The organism is Kitasatospora sp. NPDC030952 (assembly GCF_055571335.1).
The window spans coordinates 37,633-55,848 of sequence record NZ_JBVIFM010000024.1 but is presented as its reverse complement, the minus strand read 5'-3'; the positions used below and the strand labels follow the sequence as shown (position 1 = coordinate 55,848).

Genomic DNA, 18,216 nt, shown 5'->3' with positions numbered 1-18,216 from the left:
CCGCCCCAACCCTTTCAGCCCCGACCCCCGTCAGCCCTCTCAGCCGCGGCCCGCCAGGGCCGCGTCCAGGAGCAGCCGGGCGGCCTCCCGGGCGTCGGCGGCGGCACTCGGGTCCCCGTGCACGGCCGCGACGGTGATCGCGCCCTCGGCGAGCAGGGCCAGCTGGGCGGCGGTGGCGGGCGGGGCGCCGGCCGCCTCGGCCAGGCCGGCCAGGTACCCGGCGAACTCCGCCTTGTGGTGCCGGGCGGCGGCGGCCACGGCCGGGGTGCCGGCGCCCAGTTCGCCGAAGGCGTTCACGAAGGCGCAGCCGCGGAAGCCGGGCTCGGCGAACCATCCGCCGAGCCAGTCGAACACCGAGAGCAGCTGATCCCGGGGCGTGCCGCCGGTGCGCGCGACGTGGACGGCCAGGCTCGCCCGCCAGCGCGCGTCGCGGCGCCGCAGATAGGCCTCGACCAGCTCGTCCTTGGACGGGAACTGCTGGTAGACCCGGCGCATGGTCAGCCCGGAGGCGGCCCGGACGGCGTCCATCCCGACCGCCTGGACGCCTTGTCCGTAGAACAGCTCCTCGGCCGCGTCGAGGATCCGGGTCCGTGGGTCCACCTGCTCCATCTGCCGTGCCCTTTGCGTGAGAACGATGATTCTCCTAGGGTAGCGACTGAAGTGAGAACGATCGTTCTCGCCGGCGGAATGCCCGTTCCCGAGGAGATGCCCCATGCCCGAACAGCGCCCTCCCCTGCCGCCCTTCACCGAGGAGACCGCCCACCGCAAGGTCCGGGCCGCCGAGGACGCCTGGAACACCCGCGACCCGCAGCGCGTCGCCCTCGCGTACACACCCGACAGCCGCTGGCGCAACCGCGCCGAGTTCCTCACCGGGCGCGAGCAGATCGCCGCCTTCCTCACCCGCAAGTGGCGGCGCGAACTCGACTACCGCCTGATCAAGGAGCTGTGGGCGCACGACGGCGACCGGATCGCGGTCCGCTTCGCCTACGAATGGCACGACGACAGCGGCCAGTGGTACCGCTCCTACGGCAACGAGAACTGGGAGTTCGACCGGCACGGCCTGATGGCCCGCCGCCTCGCCTGCATCAACGACCTGCCGATCACCGCCGGCGAACGCCTCCTCCACTGGCCCGCCGGCCCCCGTCCGGACGGGCACCCGGGCCTCACCGAACTCGGCCTCTGAGCACTCCGGCCCTACCGGACAAGCCGACTGACGCCGCGTCGGTGGCGCTTGTTCCACGGCTGTGACACAGCGCGCACCCGGTCCTGACCTCGGGCTGGAAACCTCTTTGTCGAAAGCGACAGCACCATCCGAGGGGGACCCTGCAATGTCCGTGCGCAACAGATTCGGCACCGCCGCCACCATCGCCCTGATGACCACCGCGAGCGCCGTCCTGCTCTCCGCCTGCGGCCCCGACAACAGCGACCCCGGCTCCGCGGCCCCCGGCGCGACCGGAACGGCTGCTCCCGGCTCGGCGGCCCCGGGCACGGCGGCGCCGGGCGGCGGCTCGCACTCGGGCAGCCCCGCGCCGGGCGTCAAGGAGGTCAACGGCACCTCCGCGGCCAACCACCTCAGCATCAGCACGGGCACCAGGACCGTCGCGATGAACGGCACCACCGTCGACTTCGGCACGGTGGTGCGCGACCTCGCGTGGTCCCCCGACGGCAAGAAGGTCGTCTTCGTCAACGGCGACGGCGACCTGGTCACCGCCAACCCGGACGGCAGCGCCAAGTCCACCCTGGCCAAGGCCCCCAGCGGCGAGGCCTGGTCCCACCCGACCTGGCAGCACGCCATCAAGGGGCCCAGCGGGGACTCGGTGCCCAATGAGACCGAGCGCTTCAACAACGTCGTCTTCGCCGCTGCCAAGGGTGGCGTGCTGCAGTTGGAGACCGTGCCCGCCAAGGGCGGCACCCCTCAGGTACTCACCCCGAGCAGCTCCGAGGGCGGCTCCGACAGCGGCATCCCGCAGCCGCCGAAGACCGGCAACACCTGGGCGAACGCGGGTGGCCCGCAGGGCGGGATCGCCTACGCGAACACCCCGGCGAACGAGGTGTACGTCTACGACGACTACATCCGCCCGAACACCCGCGACCTCGGCAAGGGCTCCCAGCCCGCGCTGTCGCCGGACGGCCAGGAGGTGGTCTTCGTCCGCTCGGTGAACGGCCACGACCACCTGTTCACCCGGTCCTCCCAGTTCGGGCAGGAGGCCGGGAAGGACCTCACCCCCTCGGCCACCACCGACTACACCGAGCCCGCGTGGTCCCCCGACGGCAAGACCGTCGCCGCCCGCACCCCGGACGGCATCAGCACCGTGCCGGCCGACGGCTCGGCGGCGCCGACCCAGGTCTCCACCATCAAGGGCCTGCCCTCCTACCGGCCGTAGGGCCGGTCCGGGCCGGTCGAGCCGGTCCCAGGCGGCCCGAGTCGGCCCCGGAGTCGGCCCGAGTCGGTCCTAGGCGGTGCCCGAGGACGTTCCGGCCGCGCGGGCCAGCTCGGCGCGCAGTTCGGCGAGGTGCTCGTCGGCCGACTCGTGCGGCAGGAACTCGACCACGTCGAGGAAGCGGAACAGCACCCGGTCCTCGGTGACGGCGTACTCGTAGTCACCGAACCCGACCACCGCCCCCGTCCCGCCGCGCGCCGCACCGCGGACGGCGGCGGCGGTCAGCCCGTCCGCCGAGCCCTCGGCGGTCACCTTCCGGCGGGCGTTGGGCCGGGCCAGGTAGGGGCACACCATGGACGCGTACAGCATGCAGGCGCGGTGGCCCGGGCCCTCCATGGTCGGCGCGAGGTTGCGGTAGCCGCGCCCGGCCGCGAGCGCCTCCGCGATCGCGGCGCTCTCCCCCGGGCCGACCACCCGCCACACCGGTCCGCGCGGCATGAACTCCCCGCACACCGAGCAGCGGCGCTCCAACGCGCAGTCGGCGCTTCGCCCGTGGTCGGTCAGGGCGAACTGCGGCTGCCCGTCCTGCCACGGCGTGATCGCCGGCACCGGGTACCCGCGCTCGTCCCGGGGGCGCTCCCCCACCTCGTCCGGCATCGGTACCTGTTCGAATCGCACGCCCCTATCGATACCAGCCGGGCGCGCCCCCGGTCGAGTGCCGGTCAGGGTCCGGCTGTCCGTCCCGGGGTCTGCGCCGCACTCCCCGGGCGCCGCAGCAGCGACCGCAGCGCGGGGCGGACCTTCGGGCCGTGCCGGCGCCACCAGGCGCGTACCCACAGGCCCTGGGTGGTGACCAGCGCGATGACCGTGGCGACGGCGTCGGCGAGGGAGAGCCGGTCGGCCGGGCCGCCCAGGGTGTGCAGGGCCCGGGTGAGCAGCACCAGGGTCACCTTCGCGAACACCAGGTAGGCGAGGACCAGCGAGCCGACGGTGCCCAGACCCATCAGGACGGCGTAGCCGCGGACGATGCGCCGCTCCCGTGCCCGCAGGGCGGTCAGCGGGTCGGGGTGGGCCCGGCCCAGGCAGCGGGCCGCGAGGTGGCGGCAGTGGGCCGCCGCGTCCTGGTAGAGGTTGCGGCAGGAGAGGAGGTCCTGGAGCAGGAAGTAGACGTCGGTGCGCATGAAGACCATCAACTCGACGGCCACGGCGAGCAGTTTGCTGAGCGCGAGCAGGGACAGCAGCCGGTTCGGACCGGTGCCGGCCTCGATCAGCACGCAGCCGCCGGCGGTGGCGAGGTCCAGCACCATGCCGGAGAGGTAGACGGTGCAGCGGACCCGCCGGGTGCACTGCCAGATCCCGGAGACGTCGGTCTGCATCACCAGGAACTGCAGCCGGGTGCCGAGCCGGATCCGCCCCGGGACACCGGCCGCGCGGGCGGTGAGCAGATGCGACAGCTCGTGGACGAAGAGCATCGCCCAGGTGAGCGCGGCCTGCCCGGCGAGCACGAGGGTGCCCCGGTCGCTCCAGACCAGGTCGTGCCAGCTCGGCAGCAGTTCGGGCCGGACGGCCAGCACGACGGCGGCGGCCGCCGCGATCGCGAGCAGCAGGACGGGGACGACCGGGCTGAGCAGCCACCGGACGTGCTCGGTGCGGATCCACGGGAAGGTGGGCCGCACCGGCGGGGCGGAGTCCACCTCGCGGCCGTCCACCGAGCGGACGAAGCCCAGCGCGGTCAGCGACGCGACGAAGGGCGCGACGGCCAGCCGGCGGCCGGTCTCGCGCTGGATGCGGGCCGCTGTCTCGGCCACCGACAGACCGGACTGGAGCAGCCGGATGGCCCGGACTCCCGCGGGCGGCAGCGCCACGAAGTCGCCGGTGTCGGCCCGGCCGACGATCCACTCCCCGGCGTCCTCGCGCATGCCGAGCGGGTGGAAGACCACCCTGGTGTCGTCTCGGAGCCCGTCGTCACGGAGCCCGTCGTCACGGAGTCCGTCAGCCACGGCAGTTGGGGCAGTCGGGCCGGCGCTCGTGGCGGATCAGCGGCTGGTCGTCGGGGGCGATCAGGTTGATCGCCCGCAGGTAGCCCGGGGCGAGCCGGGACACCCCGGAGACCAGCGCGATCACCTCGTAGGCCACGAGGTTGCCGGAGATGCCGGCGGAGGCCGAGAGCACGCCCTTGCCGCCGAGCCTGGGCGGCGGTCCGTCCGGCAGCCGGGCCTCCTCGCCGGCGGCGACGCACTGGAAGCAGGGGCCCTCCCGGGTGAAGGTGCCCACCGAGACGAACGGGCCGTTGTAGCCGCCGCCGACCCACGGGACCCCGGTCTGCGCGCAGACCTCCGAGGCCCAGCCGCGGAGGGTCTCGCTGTCGGGCTCGTCCGCGCACAACGCCAGCGCATCGTGGCCGGCGACCAGTTCGGCGAGCGCGGCCCGGCTGTCCACCGTCCGGGTGTCGTGGGTGATCTCGATCCCGGAGTTGACGGCCCGCAGCCGCTCGGCGGCGACCTCCGCCTTGGGTCGGCCGAGATCGGCCTCGGTGTAGAGGACCTGACGGGTCAGGTTGGAGAGTTCGACCCGGTCCGGGTCGACGCAGTGCACCCGGCCGACCCCGGCGGCCGCCAGCGCCCAGGCGGCGTGGCTGCCGGTGCCGCCGACGCCGAGCACCACCACACTGGCGCGTTTGAGCTTCAGTTGGGCGTCCCACTGGCTCTCCCGGGGCCGCAGGTCGATCCGGCGGAAGAAGGCCTGGTTCTTGGCGTAGCGGTCCTGTTCGGCGGCGTCCAGCCGGTCGGTGTCGGCGCCGGCCGCGTCCTCGACGTAGCCGGTGGCGATCAGTCCGCTGACGATCCGGGCGGCCGGAGCGGGCGCCAACCCGGGGTGCTCGGCGCGCAGTTCGTCGATGACGCGCTCCTCGGCACGGGTGCCGTCCATCAGGCCGAGGGCCGTCCAGACCCACCCGTGCGGGTCGCGGATCTCGGCGCCGAGGCCGTAGAGTTCGCCGCCGATCCGCACCGAGCCGTCGTCGGTGCGGTAGGGCAGGTGGTCGAACTTGACCTTCGGAAGTCTCATCAGAGCGGCTCTTCCCGGGAGTTCGGTGTACGGGCGGTGCCAGGTGGGGTGCCAGGTGGGGTGCCAGGTGCGGTGCCAGGTGCGGTGAAAGCCGAGGTGGCCGGTGACGCCGAGGTGCCGGCGGGGGGCGCCCCCCGCCGGCACTCGGTGTCGCTCCGCGTCGGAGGATCAGCCCTCGACGGCCTTGGAGCCGATGGTCTCGATGCGGTCGAGCATGCGGACCTCGATGGCCTCGTCCTCGACCTGGATGTCGACGTTCTCGATGTTCTCGTTCTGCATGATCGTCTCCTTCGTGGGTGAGTCATGTGCCGGACCCGATCGGTCCGTCGCGCTCCCCGCCGGGTCTGGTCCGGTGGGGCCGTGGTCACCATCCTCAGCGGTCCCACTACTCGCCCGCTATCCATCCGCTACCCGCCCGCCCCACCCGTCGCGAGCTGCGCCTTTCCGCCGGCCCGGCCGGGCGGATCGGGTCAGGCCGACTCGGCGAGCCGCTCCCGGACGGCCCGTTCGAGGTGCTCCGCGTCCTCGCCCACCGGGCGGCCGAGCGCCGTGAGGCACAGCCGGTGGGCGGTCCCGCCGTCCAGGTCGCCGAGGTACAGCCGGGTGGCGGCGGCGCGGCGCAGGTCGCCCAGGGCGAGGAACCCGCTGACGGCCCGCAGCAGATACTCGCGGGCGCGCTCGTCCCGCCGGATCGCGAACGCGATGCCCAGGCTGCCGGCGAGCGCCGCGGCGGCCGGGCCGTGGCCCGCCAGGACGGCCGCGCGCTCGCCGAGCTGCTGGGTCTCCACCAGGGTGTCCAGGCCGTGGCTGCCGATCAGGTGGGTCTGCTGGACGGTGGCCAGTTGCCAGGTGGTGCGGTGATCGTCGATCGAGGCGGCGAGCCGGGTGAGGGCGAGCAGGGTGCCGGCCTCCGCCTCGAACCAGTCCCGGGCCTCGGCCGCCCCCTCGAAGGGGTGCGGGCCCTGCCAGCGGTGGCGCGGTTCGACGGGTACGTGGGGGGCGGCCGGGGCCATCAGCCGCTGGGCGGCGTCGGCGACGGTGAGGTACCAGTCGAACATCCGGTCCCGGGCGGCGGCCGAGTCCGCCTCGTCCTCGGCGGCGAGCTGACGGCCGTACAGCCGGACCAGGTCGTGCATCCGGTAGCGCCCGCCCGTCCCGGCGGGCTCGATGAGGTGGAGCGACTCCAGGATCCGCAGCAGCGGCCGGGCGGGTGTCCCGGAGGCGGCGAGCGGGGCGTCGGCCGGGCCGAGCAGGGCGGCCGCGACGGCCTCCGTCACCGACTCGGCCGGGTGCAGGCCGAGCAGCCGCAGCAGCCGGGCGGCATCCGGGCGGAGGCGGCGGTAGGTGTGCTCCAGCACCCGGGAGACGGTCAGTTCGCCGTCCGGCAGGCTGAGGGCGGTGAGCCGCTCGTCCTCGGGGGTGAGTTCCGCGGCGAGGCCGGAGAGCGGCAGTTCGGGCCGTTCGGCGAGCCGGACGGCCGAGATCCGCAGGGCCAGTGGCAGTCCGCCGCAGAGCCGGGCGAGTTCCCCGGCGGCGTCCGGCGCCCCGGCGACCCGGTCCCGGCCGGCGATCCGGCCGAGCACCTCGACCGAGTCGGTCGGCGACAGGACTCCGAGCCGCAGCGGTACGGCGCCGGTGGTGGCGACCAGGCCGCCGAGTTTGCCCCGGCTGGTGACCACGGTGAAGCTCTGCGGCGAACTCGGCAGCAGGGGGCGCACGTGCGCGAAGTCGCGGGCGTCGTCCAGCACCACCAGCAGCCGGCGGCCGGCCACCGTCGAGCGGTAGAGGTCCTCCCGGAGGGTCTCGTCGTGGGGGATCAGCGGGCCGGGGACGCCGAGGGCGAGCAGCAGGCGTTCCAGCACCCTGGCCGGGGCCTCGTGCTCCTCCCGGTCGTAGCCGTGCAGGTCGACGAAGAGCTGGCCGTCCGGGTAGTGGGCGGCGAGGTCCTGGGCCACGCGCACCGCCAGGGAGGTCTTCCCGACGCCGGCCGGCCCGGTCAGCGCCACGATCCGGCTGGCCTCGGGGCCGGCCCCGGACAGCTCGGACAGGCGGTCGATCTCCTCCCGGCGGCCGACGAAACCGGAGGTGACCTGGGGCAGTTGGGCCGGGACGGGCAGGGCCGGCACCCGCTCCGGCAGCCCCGCGAAGGGCTCCGCCGCCGGTCCCGTGCCGGGCTCCGCGGCCGGTTCCGTGGCTAGCTCGGCGGACGGTTCCGTGGCTAGCTCGGCGGGCCGGTCGGCGGGCGGGTCCACCGACAGGTCCATCGACGGGTCCACGGGCGGGCCCATGGGCAGGTCGTGCCGCAGGATCGCCCCCTCCACCTCCAGCAGCCGCTCGCCGGGGTCGAGGCCGTACTCCTCGGCCAGCACCTGCCGGGTGGCCCGGACGACGGCGAGCGCGTCGGCCTGCCGTCCGCAGCGGTAGAGGGCGGCGGCGGCCCGTTCGGCGATGGACTCGCGGGCCGGGAACTCCCCTGCCAACGCGGTGAGTTCCGGCACCAGCTCGCGGTGCCGCCCCCGGGCCAGCTCCAGGTCGGCCAGCAACTCGTGGGCGGCGAACCGCTCTTCGTCCAGCCGGGCCCGGGCCGAGGCGGCGAACGGCGTGTCGATGCCGCTCAGGGCCTCACCGCGCCACAGCGCCAGCGCCTGCCGGAGGCGGTCGACCGCCTGCTCCACCCGGCCCTCCTCGGCGAGTCGCCGGGCGGTGGCCAGCGCCACGCCGAACCGCGCCGCGTCCAACTCCTCCTCCCGCACGGCCAGCCGGTAGCCGACCGGTTCGAGGGTGAGCGCCTGCGCGGCCGGTGGCGGCAGGGCCCGGCGGAGGGTGGAGACCACGGTGTGCACCTGGGCGCGGGCCGTGCGCGGCGGGGCCCCGCCCCAGAGGGCGTCCACCATCCGCTCGATGCCGACCGGGCGGTTGGCGTTGAGCAGGAGCAGGGCCAGCCCGGCGCGCTGCCGCGGGCGCGGCACCGTCACCGTCACGCCGTCGAACCGGACCTCGAAGGGCCCCAGGATCCCGTACCGCACCACGCGACTCCTCCCCGTGCCACGGCCCGCCCTCCGGCCGGTCGGACCGTGGGTGTCGGACCGCGCTGTCCCCGGCCGGCCCGGCGGCCGGGCGGGGTGCTGATCTCTCGTGGGCGGGTCAACGTCCTCGGGGGCCGTGGCGTTCCGGATTCGGCGGTGGCCGAAACCTCGGCGGAAGCGCCGCCCGGGGCGGTGGCGGAGGGGCGGGGAAGGCCCGGCCGACGGGGGCGTACGGAGCGCCGAGCCGGTGCGGGTACGGGCCGTGGCCTGCGGCGCGCTGACCGGCGGGCGCCGCCGGGGCGCCCCGGGCAGCGGGGACGCCGGGGACGCCGCCACGGCGGGACGCCCCCGGCCGGGGTCGGACTGCCGGAACCGGCGACCGCGGAACGGTCGCCGGTCCGGCCCGATGCGGCCCCCCGAGGGTCAGTTCCAGATGCCGGTGACATCCGTCACACCGGCCGCGTTGCCCGCGTGCCCGCTCGCCCCGGAGAGGTCCTCCAGGGTGCGCAGCACGTTGTAGTGGTTGTAGGTGGTGGCGCTGCTGCTGCCCGGAGTGACGTGGGCGCCGTAGAGCAGGGTCGGGATCCGGTTCCCGGACAGGCTGTTGTCCTCGTCGAAGGTGACGACCAGCAGACTGTTGTGGCTCTGCGCCCAGGTGGCGTAGGCGCCGAGGTTGTTCTTGATCCAGGTGTCGCCGGTGCTCACCGAGCAGTCGTGCATGTCGCTGCAGAGGTTCGGCACCACGAAGGACACGTTGGGCAGCGTGGTGTAGTCGGTCGGGAACTGGGCGAAGGTCTTGGCGGTGTTGACCGGCACGTTCCCGAAGCCGAACCAGGGGTTGTGCTTCTGGGCGTACTTGCCGCTGCTGCACGTGGTGCTGCCCTGGCTGGGCAGGGACTCGTTGTAGCTCGCCCAGGTCTTCCCGGCGGCGAGCACCTCGGAGGCCAGGTTCGGGGCCTGGAACCCGCCGACGGTCACGCAGCTGTCGTCGACCCGGCCCTGGGTGGAGCCGGAGAACAGCGCGTAGTAGTTCGGCTCGCTGGGGTGGGTGATCGCGTAGGACTGGGTGAGGTTGGCGCCGCCCGCCTTCAGGGTGTTGTTGAGGTACGGCGCGCTGCTGCTGCCGATCACCTGGCTGTAGGCGTGGTTCTCCATCACCACGACCACGATGTGGTCCGGCGTGGGCAGCCCGGCCGCCTGGGCGGTGGTGGCGGTGGCCGCCCACAGTCCGGCGGAGGCCGCGACCAGCGCGACGGCCGAGCCGATCGCGGTGGCGGTGCGGCGGGAACGGCGGCGGGAGCCGTCGTTCGGGGACTCGTTCAGGGGCTCGTTCGGGGATTCGTTCTGGGGCTCGTTCAGGGGCTTCGCGGACGAAGTCATGACGCTTCCTCGGGTGGAGGGCGGCCCCGCTGCGGGGCCGCCCGGACGGGAGGTGACGGAACTACCCGGAGTGCCGACCCGGCCTAGTAGGCCGTGCCGTTGGCGAAGTCGGTGGCGAAGGTCGACTCGATCGTGTCGAGCACCCCGGAGTCGGAGACGATCAGGCCCAGCTCGCGGTTGTTGTTCAGCGAGTTGTCGGAGAAGTTCTCCGAGCCGGCGAACACCTTGGCCGTGGCGGTGCCGTAGTCGGCGACGATGGCCTTGGCGTGGATGTACAGGCCGGTGGTCGAGGAGTAGGTGACCACCTTGGCGCCCGCCCCGGTGACCTCGTCGAAGGAGGAGCCGTACGAGCTCGGGTTCATGCCGACGACGCGGACGGTGACGCCGCGGTTGGCGGCGGCGGTGACGGCGTCCACCAGGGCCGGGTCGCCGAACTCCAGCTCCTCGACGTCCAGGGAGGTCTGCGCGCCGTTGATCAGCGCCAGCAGGCGGTCCTGGGAGTCGGTGGGCGACCACACCAGGTTGTCGCCGTCGGAGGGGGTGATCGAGGTCTTGGCGTAGTCGGCGGCGAAGACCTGCTCGATCGCGGCGACGTCGTTGGCGTCGGTGTCGAGGACGCCGTAGTCGCGGCTGCTGGAGTAGTAGGTGGAGTCCAGGTTCCCGGTCAGGATCAGGGACTTGGCGCCGTCCACGGTGACGGTCTTCTGGTGGGTGTAGACGAACGCCGAGGAGGAGTACGTCACTCCGACGCCCCCGGCCTTCAGGGCGGTGTAGGCGGCGCCGTTGACCGAGCTGTGCTTGCCGTCCAGGACCACCCGGACCCGCGCTCCGGCGTGCTGACGGGCGATCAGGGCGTTCACCGCCGTGGTGTCGCGCAGCTCGTACATGGTCACGTCGACGGACGTGGTGGCCGAGTTGATGAGGCTGTAGACCGCGCTGTGGTCCTGGTCCGGGAAGACGAGCGTCGAGTACGTGCCGGTGACGGTGTCGGCGTGGGCGGTGCCGGAGGCGGATATCAGGCCGGCGCCGACGAGCAGCAGCGCACCGGCACGGCGCGCGAACGTGGCCAGGGGCATGGGGACTCCGTGGTCGGTGAGGGGAGGTCGGCGCGCGGGGGCACCGGGGGACGCGCGGCGCACGACGTGGACACGACGAACGGGCGCTCGAACAGGATGCGGGCGCGCCGGTCAACGCGGGTAGACGACGGGAGGTAAAACCTTGCCCCCGGCCCGGGAAACGAACGGTGCGGCCGGCGAGACGCCCCGAGAACGGATGAGGCGGGCAATCGCGTTCACATTGCCACGATCCGCCCCTTCCGGTGATAGTGATCTTCGTACGACGCGATCCCGACAGCGCGTCAGCTCACGAGAGAGCCGAGGAACATGGCGAAGACCAGCCTTCTGCGTCCCCTCGCGGTGGCCGCCGCCGCTGCCGTCCTGGCCGCGACCGCAGCCACCCCCGCCCTGGCCGCCGACCGCAGCGACCCGGCCCTGCCCACCCCCGACACGGCCGGGGTGCTCAGCGCGCTCCAGGCCACCACCGGCGCGGGCGCCCCCGGCGCCTTCGCGGTGATCCGCGACCACGGCGACGACGACCGGACCCGGTCCCTCAGCGTCGGCAAGGCCGACCTGAACGGGACGCCGATGAACTCCGGGTGGAGGTTCCGGGTCGGCAGCAACAGCAAGATGTTCACCGCCGTTCTCGTGATGCAGCTGGCGGAGGAGGGCCGGATCGACCTCGACAAGCCGCTGCGCGACTACCTCCCGGCCGGCACCCTGCCGGACGGCTGGACGATGACCGGCCGTCAGGTGATGGAACACCGGGCGGGCATCTACGACCACACCAACGACCTGCTGGAGCAGTCCGGCGAGGAGACCACGGCCGCCTTCGAGGCCCGGATCCGCACCAAGGTGTACACCCCGGCCGAGATGGTCGCGATGTCCGTCAAGCACGGGCTGCAGTACACCCCCGGCAGCCGCTACTCCTACTCCAACACCGACTTCGTGCTGCTGGGCATGGCCGTCGAGCACCTCACCGGCCGGCCGTACGCCGACGTGCTGCGCGAGCGGATCATCGAACCGCTCGACCTGGAGCAGACCTCCTTCGTCGTCCCCGACCAGCGGATCGCGGGCCACCACATCACCGGCTACCTCACCAACGACGACCGCACCAAGCCGCTGCTGGACTCCACCGAGCAGACCGGCTCCTGGGTGTGGAGCGCCGGCGCCGTCATCTCCAGCGCCGATGACCTCGACCGCTTCCTCACCGCGCTGATGGCCGGCGGCAACGGCGGCCTGGTCTCCGACGACTCGCTGCGGCAGATGGAGTCCGCCCTGCCCACCCCGACCGCCAAGATCTCCTACGGGCTGGGGCTCCGCCGCATCTCGCTCACCTGCGGGGACGTGTACGGGCACGGCGGCATCGTCCAGGGTTACCAGACCCAGTCCTTCACCACCCCGGACGGGCGGCGCTCGGTGGTGGTCTTCGCCAACGCCTCCAACAACGGCTCGGTCACCCAGGGTCTGATGAACGCGCTGGAGCCGGCCTTCTGCGGCAAGAAGCCGGCCGCCGCGCCGCGCTCGTTCGCCCCGGCGGCACGGGACGCCCAGGGTGTCCAGGGTGTCCAGGGCAGCCACGACGGCGAGGCCGGACAGGGCGGCCAGGCCGGACCGGACGACCGGTGGCTGCCGGTGGTGGAGGACACCCGGATCTGACCGGTGCGCCGAGGCCGGGCCCCCGCTACGGGGCGGCCCGGCCGCGGCGGCCGTCCGCGCTGAGGTCGGTGAGCGCCTCGGTGAGGATCTCCCGGGCCTCGTCCGCCCGCCCCTGCTCGATCAGCGCGGTGCCGAGTTCGGTCAGGGTCTTGGTCATGCTGTCCGGGCGTCCGATCGCCTCGTAGTGCACCAGCGCCTGCCGGTAGGCCTTCTCGGCGGCCGGCCAGCGCTTCAACGCCGCCCGGTCCTGGCCGAGTTCGTGCGCCGTCATGGCCGCCAGCAGATGCATCAGCGGCGAGGACCAGCGCTCCACCAGCTCCAGCGCTCCCGCCAGCGCGCGACGGCGGGAGTCCACCGCCTCCTCGGCCCGGCCGAGGAGGCGCAGGCAGGTCGCCGCGCCGCGCAGGGTCACCAGCCGGCCGATCAGCGCGGCCCGGTTGTCGACCTCGGCGAAGGCCTCCGCCGCCCGCTGGTAGCTCTCGCTCGCCTCCCGGTAGCGCTGGAGGTGTCGCAGCCCCGCGCCCAGGTAGGTGAGCGCCCAGCCCTGCTGCTCGTGGTCGCCCAGGCTCCGGGCCAACTCCAGGCCCTCACCGGCGAGTTCGATGCCGCGCTGGTAGCGGTGCAGACAGGTGACGTACGTCCAGGCCAGGTAGTTCACGTGCACCGCCTCGGCCCGCCGGTCCCCGCTCGCCCGGGCCGAGTCCACCGACAGCTGGAACACCTCGCCCCAGAGGTCCCAGCTCAGCAGGCGGTCGGAGAACCAGTGCATGGCCTCGGCGGTGTCGATCACCTCCCGGTGCCGGCCCTCCCGCTGCGCCCGGTACAGCGCCGCCAGCCACTCCGGGTGCTCGTCCTCCAGCCAGCGCGCCGCCTCGGTCAGCGCCACCGGCGGGCCGCCGACCGCTCCGGCGCCCTCGGCCGCCGCGTGGTCCGGGTCGAACCGCAGGCCGTGGGCCGCCGCCTCGCGCAACAGCCAGCTCCCGGCCTCCGTACGGGCCCCGGCCACCGCCTCGGCCGTCTCGTCGGCGGCCAGCCGCTCGCCCGCGTACAGCCGCACCAGGTCGTGCAGCCGGTAGCGCTCCGGGGTGGCCGGCTGCACCAGACCGGCGTCGACCAACTGCTCCAGGACCAGCTCGGTACGGGTGGCCGACAGCCCCGCGTAGCGGGCCAGCACGGCCGCCGTGAAGTCCTGGCCGGCCGTCAACGCGCAACGCCGGAGCACCCGTTGGGACTCGGCCGGCAGCCTGCGGTAGGACAGCTCGAAGGCCGGGCGGACCGCCAGGTCCCCCGTCTCCAGCAGGTCCAGCCGGTTCTCCTCGGCGGCGAGCTGGCGCACCAGCTGGGCCACCGGCTGCTGCGGACGGGCCACCAGCCGCTGACCGGCGATCCGCAGCGCCAGCGGCAGGTAGCCGCACAGCCGGGCCAGCTCGGCGGCGGCGTCCGGGGCGGCCTCGACCCGCTCGGGCCCGGCGATCCGGGCCAGCAGGGCGGCGGCCTCCACCGGCGAGAGCACCTCGAGCCGCAGCCGGTGCACCGCCTCCAGCCCGGGCAGGGCGTGCCGGCTGGTCACGATGGTCACGGCCGGCCCCGAGCCGGGCAGCAGCGGACGCACCTGGCTCTCGTCGACGGCGTTGTCCAGCACCAGGACCAGCCGGCGCTCGCGCACCAGGGCGCGGAACAACCCGGCCCGCTCCTCCGTCCCGGCGGGCACCGCGCCGTCCGCCACCCCGAGGGCCCGCAGCACCTGGCCGAGCGCCTCCCGGGCGGGCAGCGGGGTGGCGGACGTGCCGCCGAGGTCGAGCGAGAGCTGGCCGTCCGGGAAGTCCGGGGCCAGGGAGTGGGCGGCGTGCAGGGCGAAGGCGGTCTTGCCGAGACCGGGCTGACCACTGACCAGCACCACCCGGGGGTGGACGGGGTGCCGGTCGGCGGTGAGCGCGGCGAGATCGGCGAGGGCGTGCTCGCGGGCGGTGAAGTCGGCGAGGTCGCGCGGCAGGGCGAGCGCACCGGGGGACGCGGGGAGTGCCGGTGGTGCGGAGGCCGCGGGGGGCTTCGGGCCTCCGGCGGTCTCCGGTACGGCTCCCGGCGCGGCCGACGCCGGGGTGGCCGACACGGGGGTGGCCGACGCCGGCGCGGCCGACGCCGGGGTGGCCGGGAGTGCGGCCGCGCCCTGCGACGGCACCTGCCGCACGCCCCGGGGGCGGCCGGACTGCGCGGCCCGCTCCAGGGCGGCGGTCTGCGGGCCGTCCAGCCCCAGCGCGGCGGCCAGCGCCTGGACGGTGCGCCGCTGGGGGCCCCGGGTGCGGCCGCGTTCCATGTCCCCGAGGGCGCGCAGGCTGACCCCGGCCGTGGCGGCCAGGTCCTCCTGGGTCAGGCCCACCGCCACCCGGTACCCGGCCAACAGGTGGCCGAACTCCCCGGCTCCACTCGCAACCGCCATCTCCCCGCCCCGCCCCTGGTCCGCACGCACGCCGCTCTGCCGCCGTTCTGCCGCAGTTCTGCCGGACAACACGCCGGGCAGATCGCCTCAGGCAGAAGTATGCCCCGGCGGAAGTGGTGCGCGTACCCGGCGCCCGCCTGCGGGGACGCCCGGGACATGGGCGCCCGGCGTCCGGTTCCGCCGACCAGAACCGCCGGTAGTTCCGCCTGCGCGCCCGGCACAGAAGGCAGTTGTGCACGCGGGACCGCGGTCGGTGCCCAGCCGGCAGGCACTCCCGGAGCGCGCACCTCGCCCGCCCGCCTCCGCCCGCCCCGCCCGTCCGCCTCCGCCCGCCCGTTTCCGCCAGGGCAGCGTCCAGCGGACCCTCAGGCCCGCCCCAGCAGTTGCTCCCGCTGTCGGGCCTCCGCCCCCTCCACACTGCGGCCGAGTTCGGTCAGCAGGTCGGCGAGCAGCCCGTGCGAGCGGGCCTCCACGGCGGCGTCACCGACGGTGCGGCCGAGGGCCACGGCGAGCTGGGCCGAGGACAGTGCCGCGTCCCGGCGGCCGAGGGCGTGCAGGGCGCGGGCCCGGCCGTGGGTGGCGAGCACCGCCGCCACCCCGCCCGGACGGCCGCCGGCCGTGGCGAGGCGGACCGCCTCGTCGGCGTGGGCGAGCGCCCTCTCCGGGGCGCCGACCAGCACCAGGGCCTCGGCGAGCCCGGTCAGCGCGCGGACCAGCAGGTGTCCGGCCGTCGGGGTGCGGGCGGCGGTCACCAGGTCGGTGAGCAGCGGCAGCGCCCGGTCGTACTGCCCGGCCCGTACCAGGGCGGCCGCCACCCGGTCGCGGCAGTGGTGGCGCAGCAGGGTGTCCCCGGCCCGGTCGGCGGCGGCGACCGCCGCGTCCAGCTGCTCCAGGGCGGTGCGGTGGGCCGCCCGGCGGACGTGCAGGACGGCGAGGTCGGTGCCCAGCCGGGCGAGCGCGGCGTCGTCGCGGTCGGCGTGCGCGGCGCGCAGCCCGATCTCGGCGACGGCCCGCCAGTGCGTCCGGTCGCGGTCGGCGGCCTCGTCCGACCGTTCGTGCAACAGGCTGATCCGGTGGGCGAGTTGCCAAGCGGCGCCGGTGCGGCCGTACTGTTCGGCGCAGAGTACGACGGCGCGCAGGGCGCTTTCCTCCCGGCGGAACCAGGCCGGTGGCCGGGTGGTGCCGGCCTCGGCCGCGTCGTCGTCGCTCCAGGGGTCGGTGAGTCGCAGGTAGTGGGCGATGAGCCGGTCGAGCGCCCCGAAGCGCTCGGTGCAGTCCAGTGCGGCGGCCTGTCCGGCGGCGTAGCGGCGGACCAGCTCGCGGCGGGCGTAGCGGCCTGGGGTGGTCTCGGCCAGCAGGTGGACGGCGTCGAGCACGGTGAGCTGGCTGCGGGCGGCGGCGGGCCGCAGGTCGGCGAGGGCGGCGGCGGTGGCGGTGTCGATCTCCGCGCCGGGGTGCAGCCCCAGCAGGGTGAACAGCCGGGCCGCGGCGGGCGGCAGGGCCCGGTAGGTGCGGTCCAGGGCGGCGGTGACGCCGGTCGGGCCGCGTTCGGTGCCGACGCCCGCCAGGGCGGCCAGGCCGGTCTGCTCGTCGGCGAGTTCGGCGGCGAGGTCGGCCGGTGACCAGTCCGGGCGGGCGGCCAGCCGGGCGGCGGCCAGTCGCAGGGCCAGCGGCAGGTGGTCGCAGTGTTCGGCGAGTTCGGCGAGTTCGGCGTCCGCCTCCGGGCCGGTGGCCTGACGGTCGGGGCCGAGGGCGCGGGCGAGCAGCGTACGGGCGTCCTCGGGGCCGAGCGGGCCGAGCGGGAGCGCGAGCGCGTCCTCGTGGACCAGCAGTTCGCGCAGCCGGTTGCGGCTGGTCACGACGGCGACCGGGCCCAGGGCGGTGCTGCCGGGCTCGGGCGGGCCGGGCAGCAGCGGGGCGAGCCGGCGGTAGTCGGCGGCGTCGTCCAGCAGGATCAGGATCCGGCGGTCGGCGAGGAGTTCGCGGTAGCGGGCCGCGCGCTCGGCGGGATCGGCGGGGACGGCCCCGGGGTCGACGCCGAGGTCGGCGAGGAAGCCGGCCAGGACGTCGGCGGGCTCGCGCGGGCCGTCCGGGTGGGTGCCGCGCAGGTCGGCGTGGAGCACGCCCTCGGGGAAGCGCTGCGCCGCCCAGTGCTGGACCAGCCCGGACTTGCCCACCCCGGCCGGGCCGGTGACCAGGATCGGGCGGCCGGTCCGGGCCGCCACGCCCAGGGCCTCGTGCAGCCGGGCGAGTTCGGCGGCGCGGCCGACGAAGCGCCGGTCGGGCACGGCGTGACGCGCCAACTGCTCGCCGGCCAGCCGTAGTTCCGGCCCGGGCGGGCCGGACAGCCGGGCCACCGCGTGGTCGTAGCGGGCCCGCGCCTCCGGTCCGCGCCCGGCCTGCTCCAGACACTGGACCAGCCGGGCGGCCAGCGGCTGCCGGCTGGGGTGGGCGTCGGCGGCCTCGGTCAGCTCGGCGACCAGTTCACCGCCGTGACCGGCCAGCACCAGCTCCTGCGCCAGCCGGTCCAGGGCGCGCAGCCGCAGGTCGGTCAGGTACGGGAGGGTGCGCTCGCGCAGCAGGGCGGACCCGCAGTCGACCAGCGCCGGCCCGCGCCACAGGTCGAGGGCCGCGCGCAGCAGCGGGACGGCCGGGGTGTCCGGGCCGGCCCCGGCGACGGTCCCCGGCAGCAGGAGCCCGGCCCGGTCGCAGAGCGCGCCGAACCGCACCAGGTCCACCCGGTCCGCGTCGCCCTCCAGGACGTACCCGCCGCCGCGGGTGCCCAGGATCAGCCGGGGATCGTCCAACTGCTGGCGCAGCGCGGCCACATGGCCCTGCAGCGCGGCCCGCGCGGTCGGCGGCGCGGCGCCGTCCCAGACCAGCTCGATCAGCTCCTCGGCGCCCACCGGTTGGTTCAGCCGGGTGGCCAGCGCCCCCAGCAGGGCGCGCCGCTTCGGCGCCGAGGGCGTGATCTCGGTGCCGTCGGCCCGCCGGACCGCCATCGGTCCGAGCAGCTCGATCTCCATGCTTTCCTTCCCCCGTGCCACGGGTCTCGGGCCCGCCCCGGTACTCCCGGCTCGGTACTCCCGGCTGCTGGCTATCACTCCCCGAGTGCCCGTGACGGTGCCTTCAGGGCGTGTCTGACGATTCCCGCCGGGGGCGCGACGCCGGGGCACGCCCTGGGGCGTGTCTGACGATTCCCGCCGGGCGCG

General features: G+C 75.1%; 12 protein-coding genes. 3 read left to right on the top strand and 9 right to left on the bottom strand.

The window, feature by feature from the left end; all coding sequences use genetic code 11:
- Nucleotides 1-39: 39 nt before the first annotated feature.
- Nucleotides 40-609 carry a TetR/AcrR family transcriptional regulator gene (locus ACZ47G_RS32105; RefSeq protein ID WP_465748748.1) on the bottom strand — a complete coding sequence of 190 codons (570 nt, stop codon included), beginning with the start codon at nucleotides 607-609 and terminating at the stop codon, nucleotides 40-42.
- Between the two features lie 103 nt (nucleotides 610-712).
- Between ACZ47G_RS32105 and ACZ47G_RS32100 the strand changes: the two genes are divergently transcribed.
- Both ACZ47G_RS32100 and ACZ47G_RS32095 read left to right on the top strand, forming a co-directional pair.
- Complete coding sequence (locus ACZ47G_RS32100; RefSeq protein ID WP_465748746.1) at nucleotides 713-1,183, top strand: nuclear transport factor 2 family protein; 471 nt, start codon at nucleotides 713-715, stop codon at nucleotides 1,181-1,183.
- 151 nt (nucleotides 1,184-1,334) lie between these two features.
- Nucleotides 1,335-2,384 (top strand): TolB family protein, encoded by a 1,050-nt coding sequence (locus ACZ47G_RS32095; RefSeq protein ID WP_465748744.1) that lies wholly within the window; start codon nucleotides 1,335-1,337, stop codon nucleotides 2,382-2,384.
- A 69-nt stretch (nucleotides 2,385-2,453) separates the two neighbouring features.
- On the opposite strand, the gene ACZ47G_RS32090 is transcribed toward ACZ47G_RS32095, so the two are convergent.
- The 6 genes from ACZ47G_RS32090 to ACZ47G_RS32065 all read right to left on the bottom strand — a co-directional run bounded on the left by ACZ47G_RS32090 (nucleotide 2,454) and on the right by ACZ47G_RS32065 (nucleotide 10,929).
- The gene (locus ACZ47G_RS32090; RefSeq protein ID WP_465748742.1) at nucleotides 2,454-3,059 is read right to left on the bottom strand and encodes a hypothetical protein; all 606 of its coding nucleotides are present in this window, start codon (nucleotides 3,057-3,059) and stop codon (nucleotides 2,454-2,456) included.
- 44 nt (nucleotides 3,060-3,103) lie between these two features.
- Complete coding sequence (locus ACZ47G_RS32085) at nucleotides 3,104-4,381, bottom strand: hypothetical protein (protein ID WP_465748740.1); 1,278 nt, start codon at nucleotides 4,379-4,381, stop codon at nucleotides 3,104-3,106.
- Complete coding sequence (locus tag ACZ47G_RS32080; protein WP_465748738.1) at nucleotides 4,374-5,447, bottom strand: HesA/MoeB/ThiF family protein; 1,074 nt, start codon at nucleotides 5,445-5,447, stop codon at nucleotides 4,374-4,376. Before ACZ47G_RS32080 ends, ACZ47G_RS32085 begins: the two co-directional genes overlap by 8 nt.
- 470 nt (nucleotides 5,448-5,917) lie before the next feature.
- Nucleotides 5,918-8,473 (bottom strand): AfsR/SARP family transcriptional regulator, encoded by a 2,556-nt coding sequence (locus ACZ47G_RS32075; RefSeq protein WP_465748736.1) that lies wholly within the window; start codon nucleotides 8,471-8,473, stop codon nucleotides 5,918-5,920.
- A gap of 423 nt (nucleotides 8,474-8,896) precedes the next feature.
- A complete protein-coding gene (locus tag ACZ47G_RS32070; protein WP_465748734.1) occupies nucleotides 8,897-9,853 on the bottom strand; it encodes an alkaline phosphatase family protein in 957 nt (318 codons plus the stop codon).
- Between the two features lie 83 nt (nucleotides 9,854-9,936).
- On the bottom strand, nucleotides 9,937-10,929 hold the full coding sequence (locus ACZ47G_RS32065) for a phospholipase D-like domain-containing protein (protein ID WP_465748732.1): 993 nt from the start codon (nucleotides 10,927-10,929) through the stop codon (nucleotides 9,937-9,939).
- Nucleotides 10,930-11,235: 306 nt separating this feature from the next.
- Between ACZ47G_RS32065 and ACZ47G_RS32060 the strand changes: the two genes are divergently transcribed.
- Entirely contained in the window at nucleotides 11,236-12,567 is a 1,332-nt protein-coding gene (locus ACZ47G_RS32060; RefSeq protein ID WP_465748730.1) for a serine hydrolase domain-containing protein, read from the top strand.
- A gap of 25 nt (nucleotides 12,568-12,592) precedes the next feature.
- Here the strand turns inward: ACZ47G_RS32060 and ACZ47G_RS32055 are convergent, their stop codons facing one another.
- Both ACZ47G_RS32055 and ACZ47G_RS32050 read right to left on the bottom strand, forming a co-directional pair.
- Nucleotides 12,593-15,004: an ATP-binding protein gene (locus tag ACZ47G_RS32055; protein ID WP_465748728.1), complete on the bottom strand. Its 2,412-nt coding sequence runs from the start codon at nucleotides 15,002-15,004 to the stop codon at nucleotides 12,593-12,595.
- A 365-nt stretch (nucleotides 15,005-15,369) separates the two neighbouring features.
- Nucleotides 15,370-18,030, bottom strand: coding sequence for an AfsR/SARP family transcriptional regulator (locus tag ACZ47G_RS32050; protein WP_465748726.1), 2,661 nt, complete (start codon nucleotides 18,028-18,030; stop codon nucleotides 15,370-15,372).
- Nucleotides 18,031-18,216 lie beyond the last annotated feature (186 nt).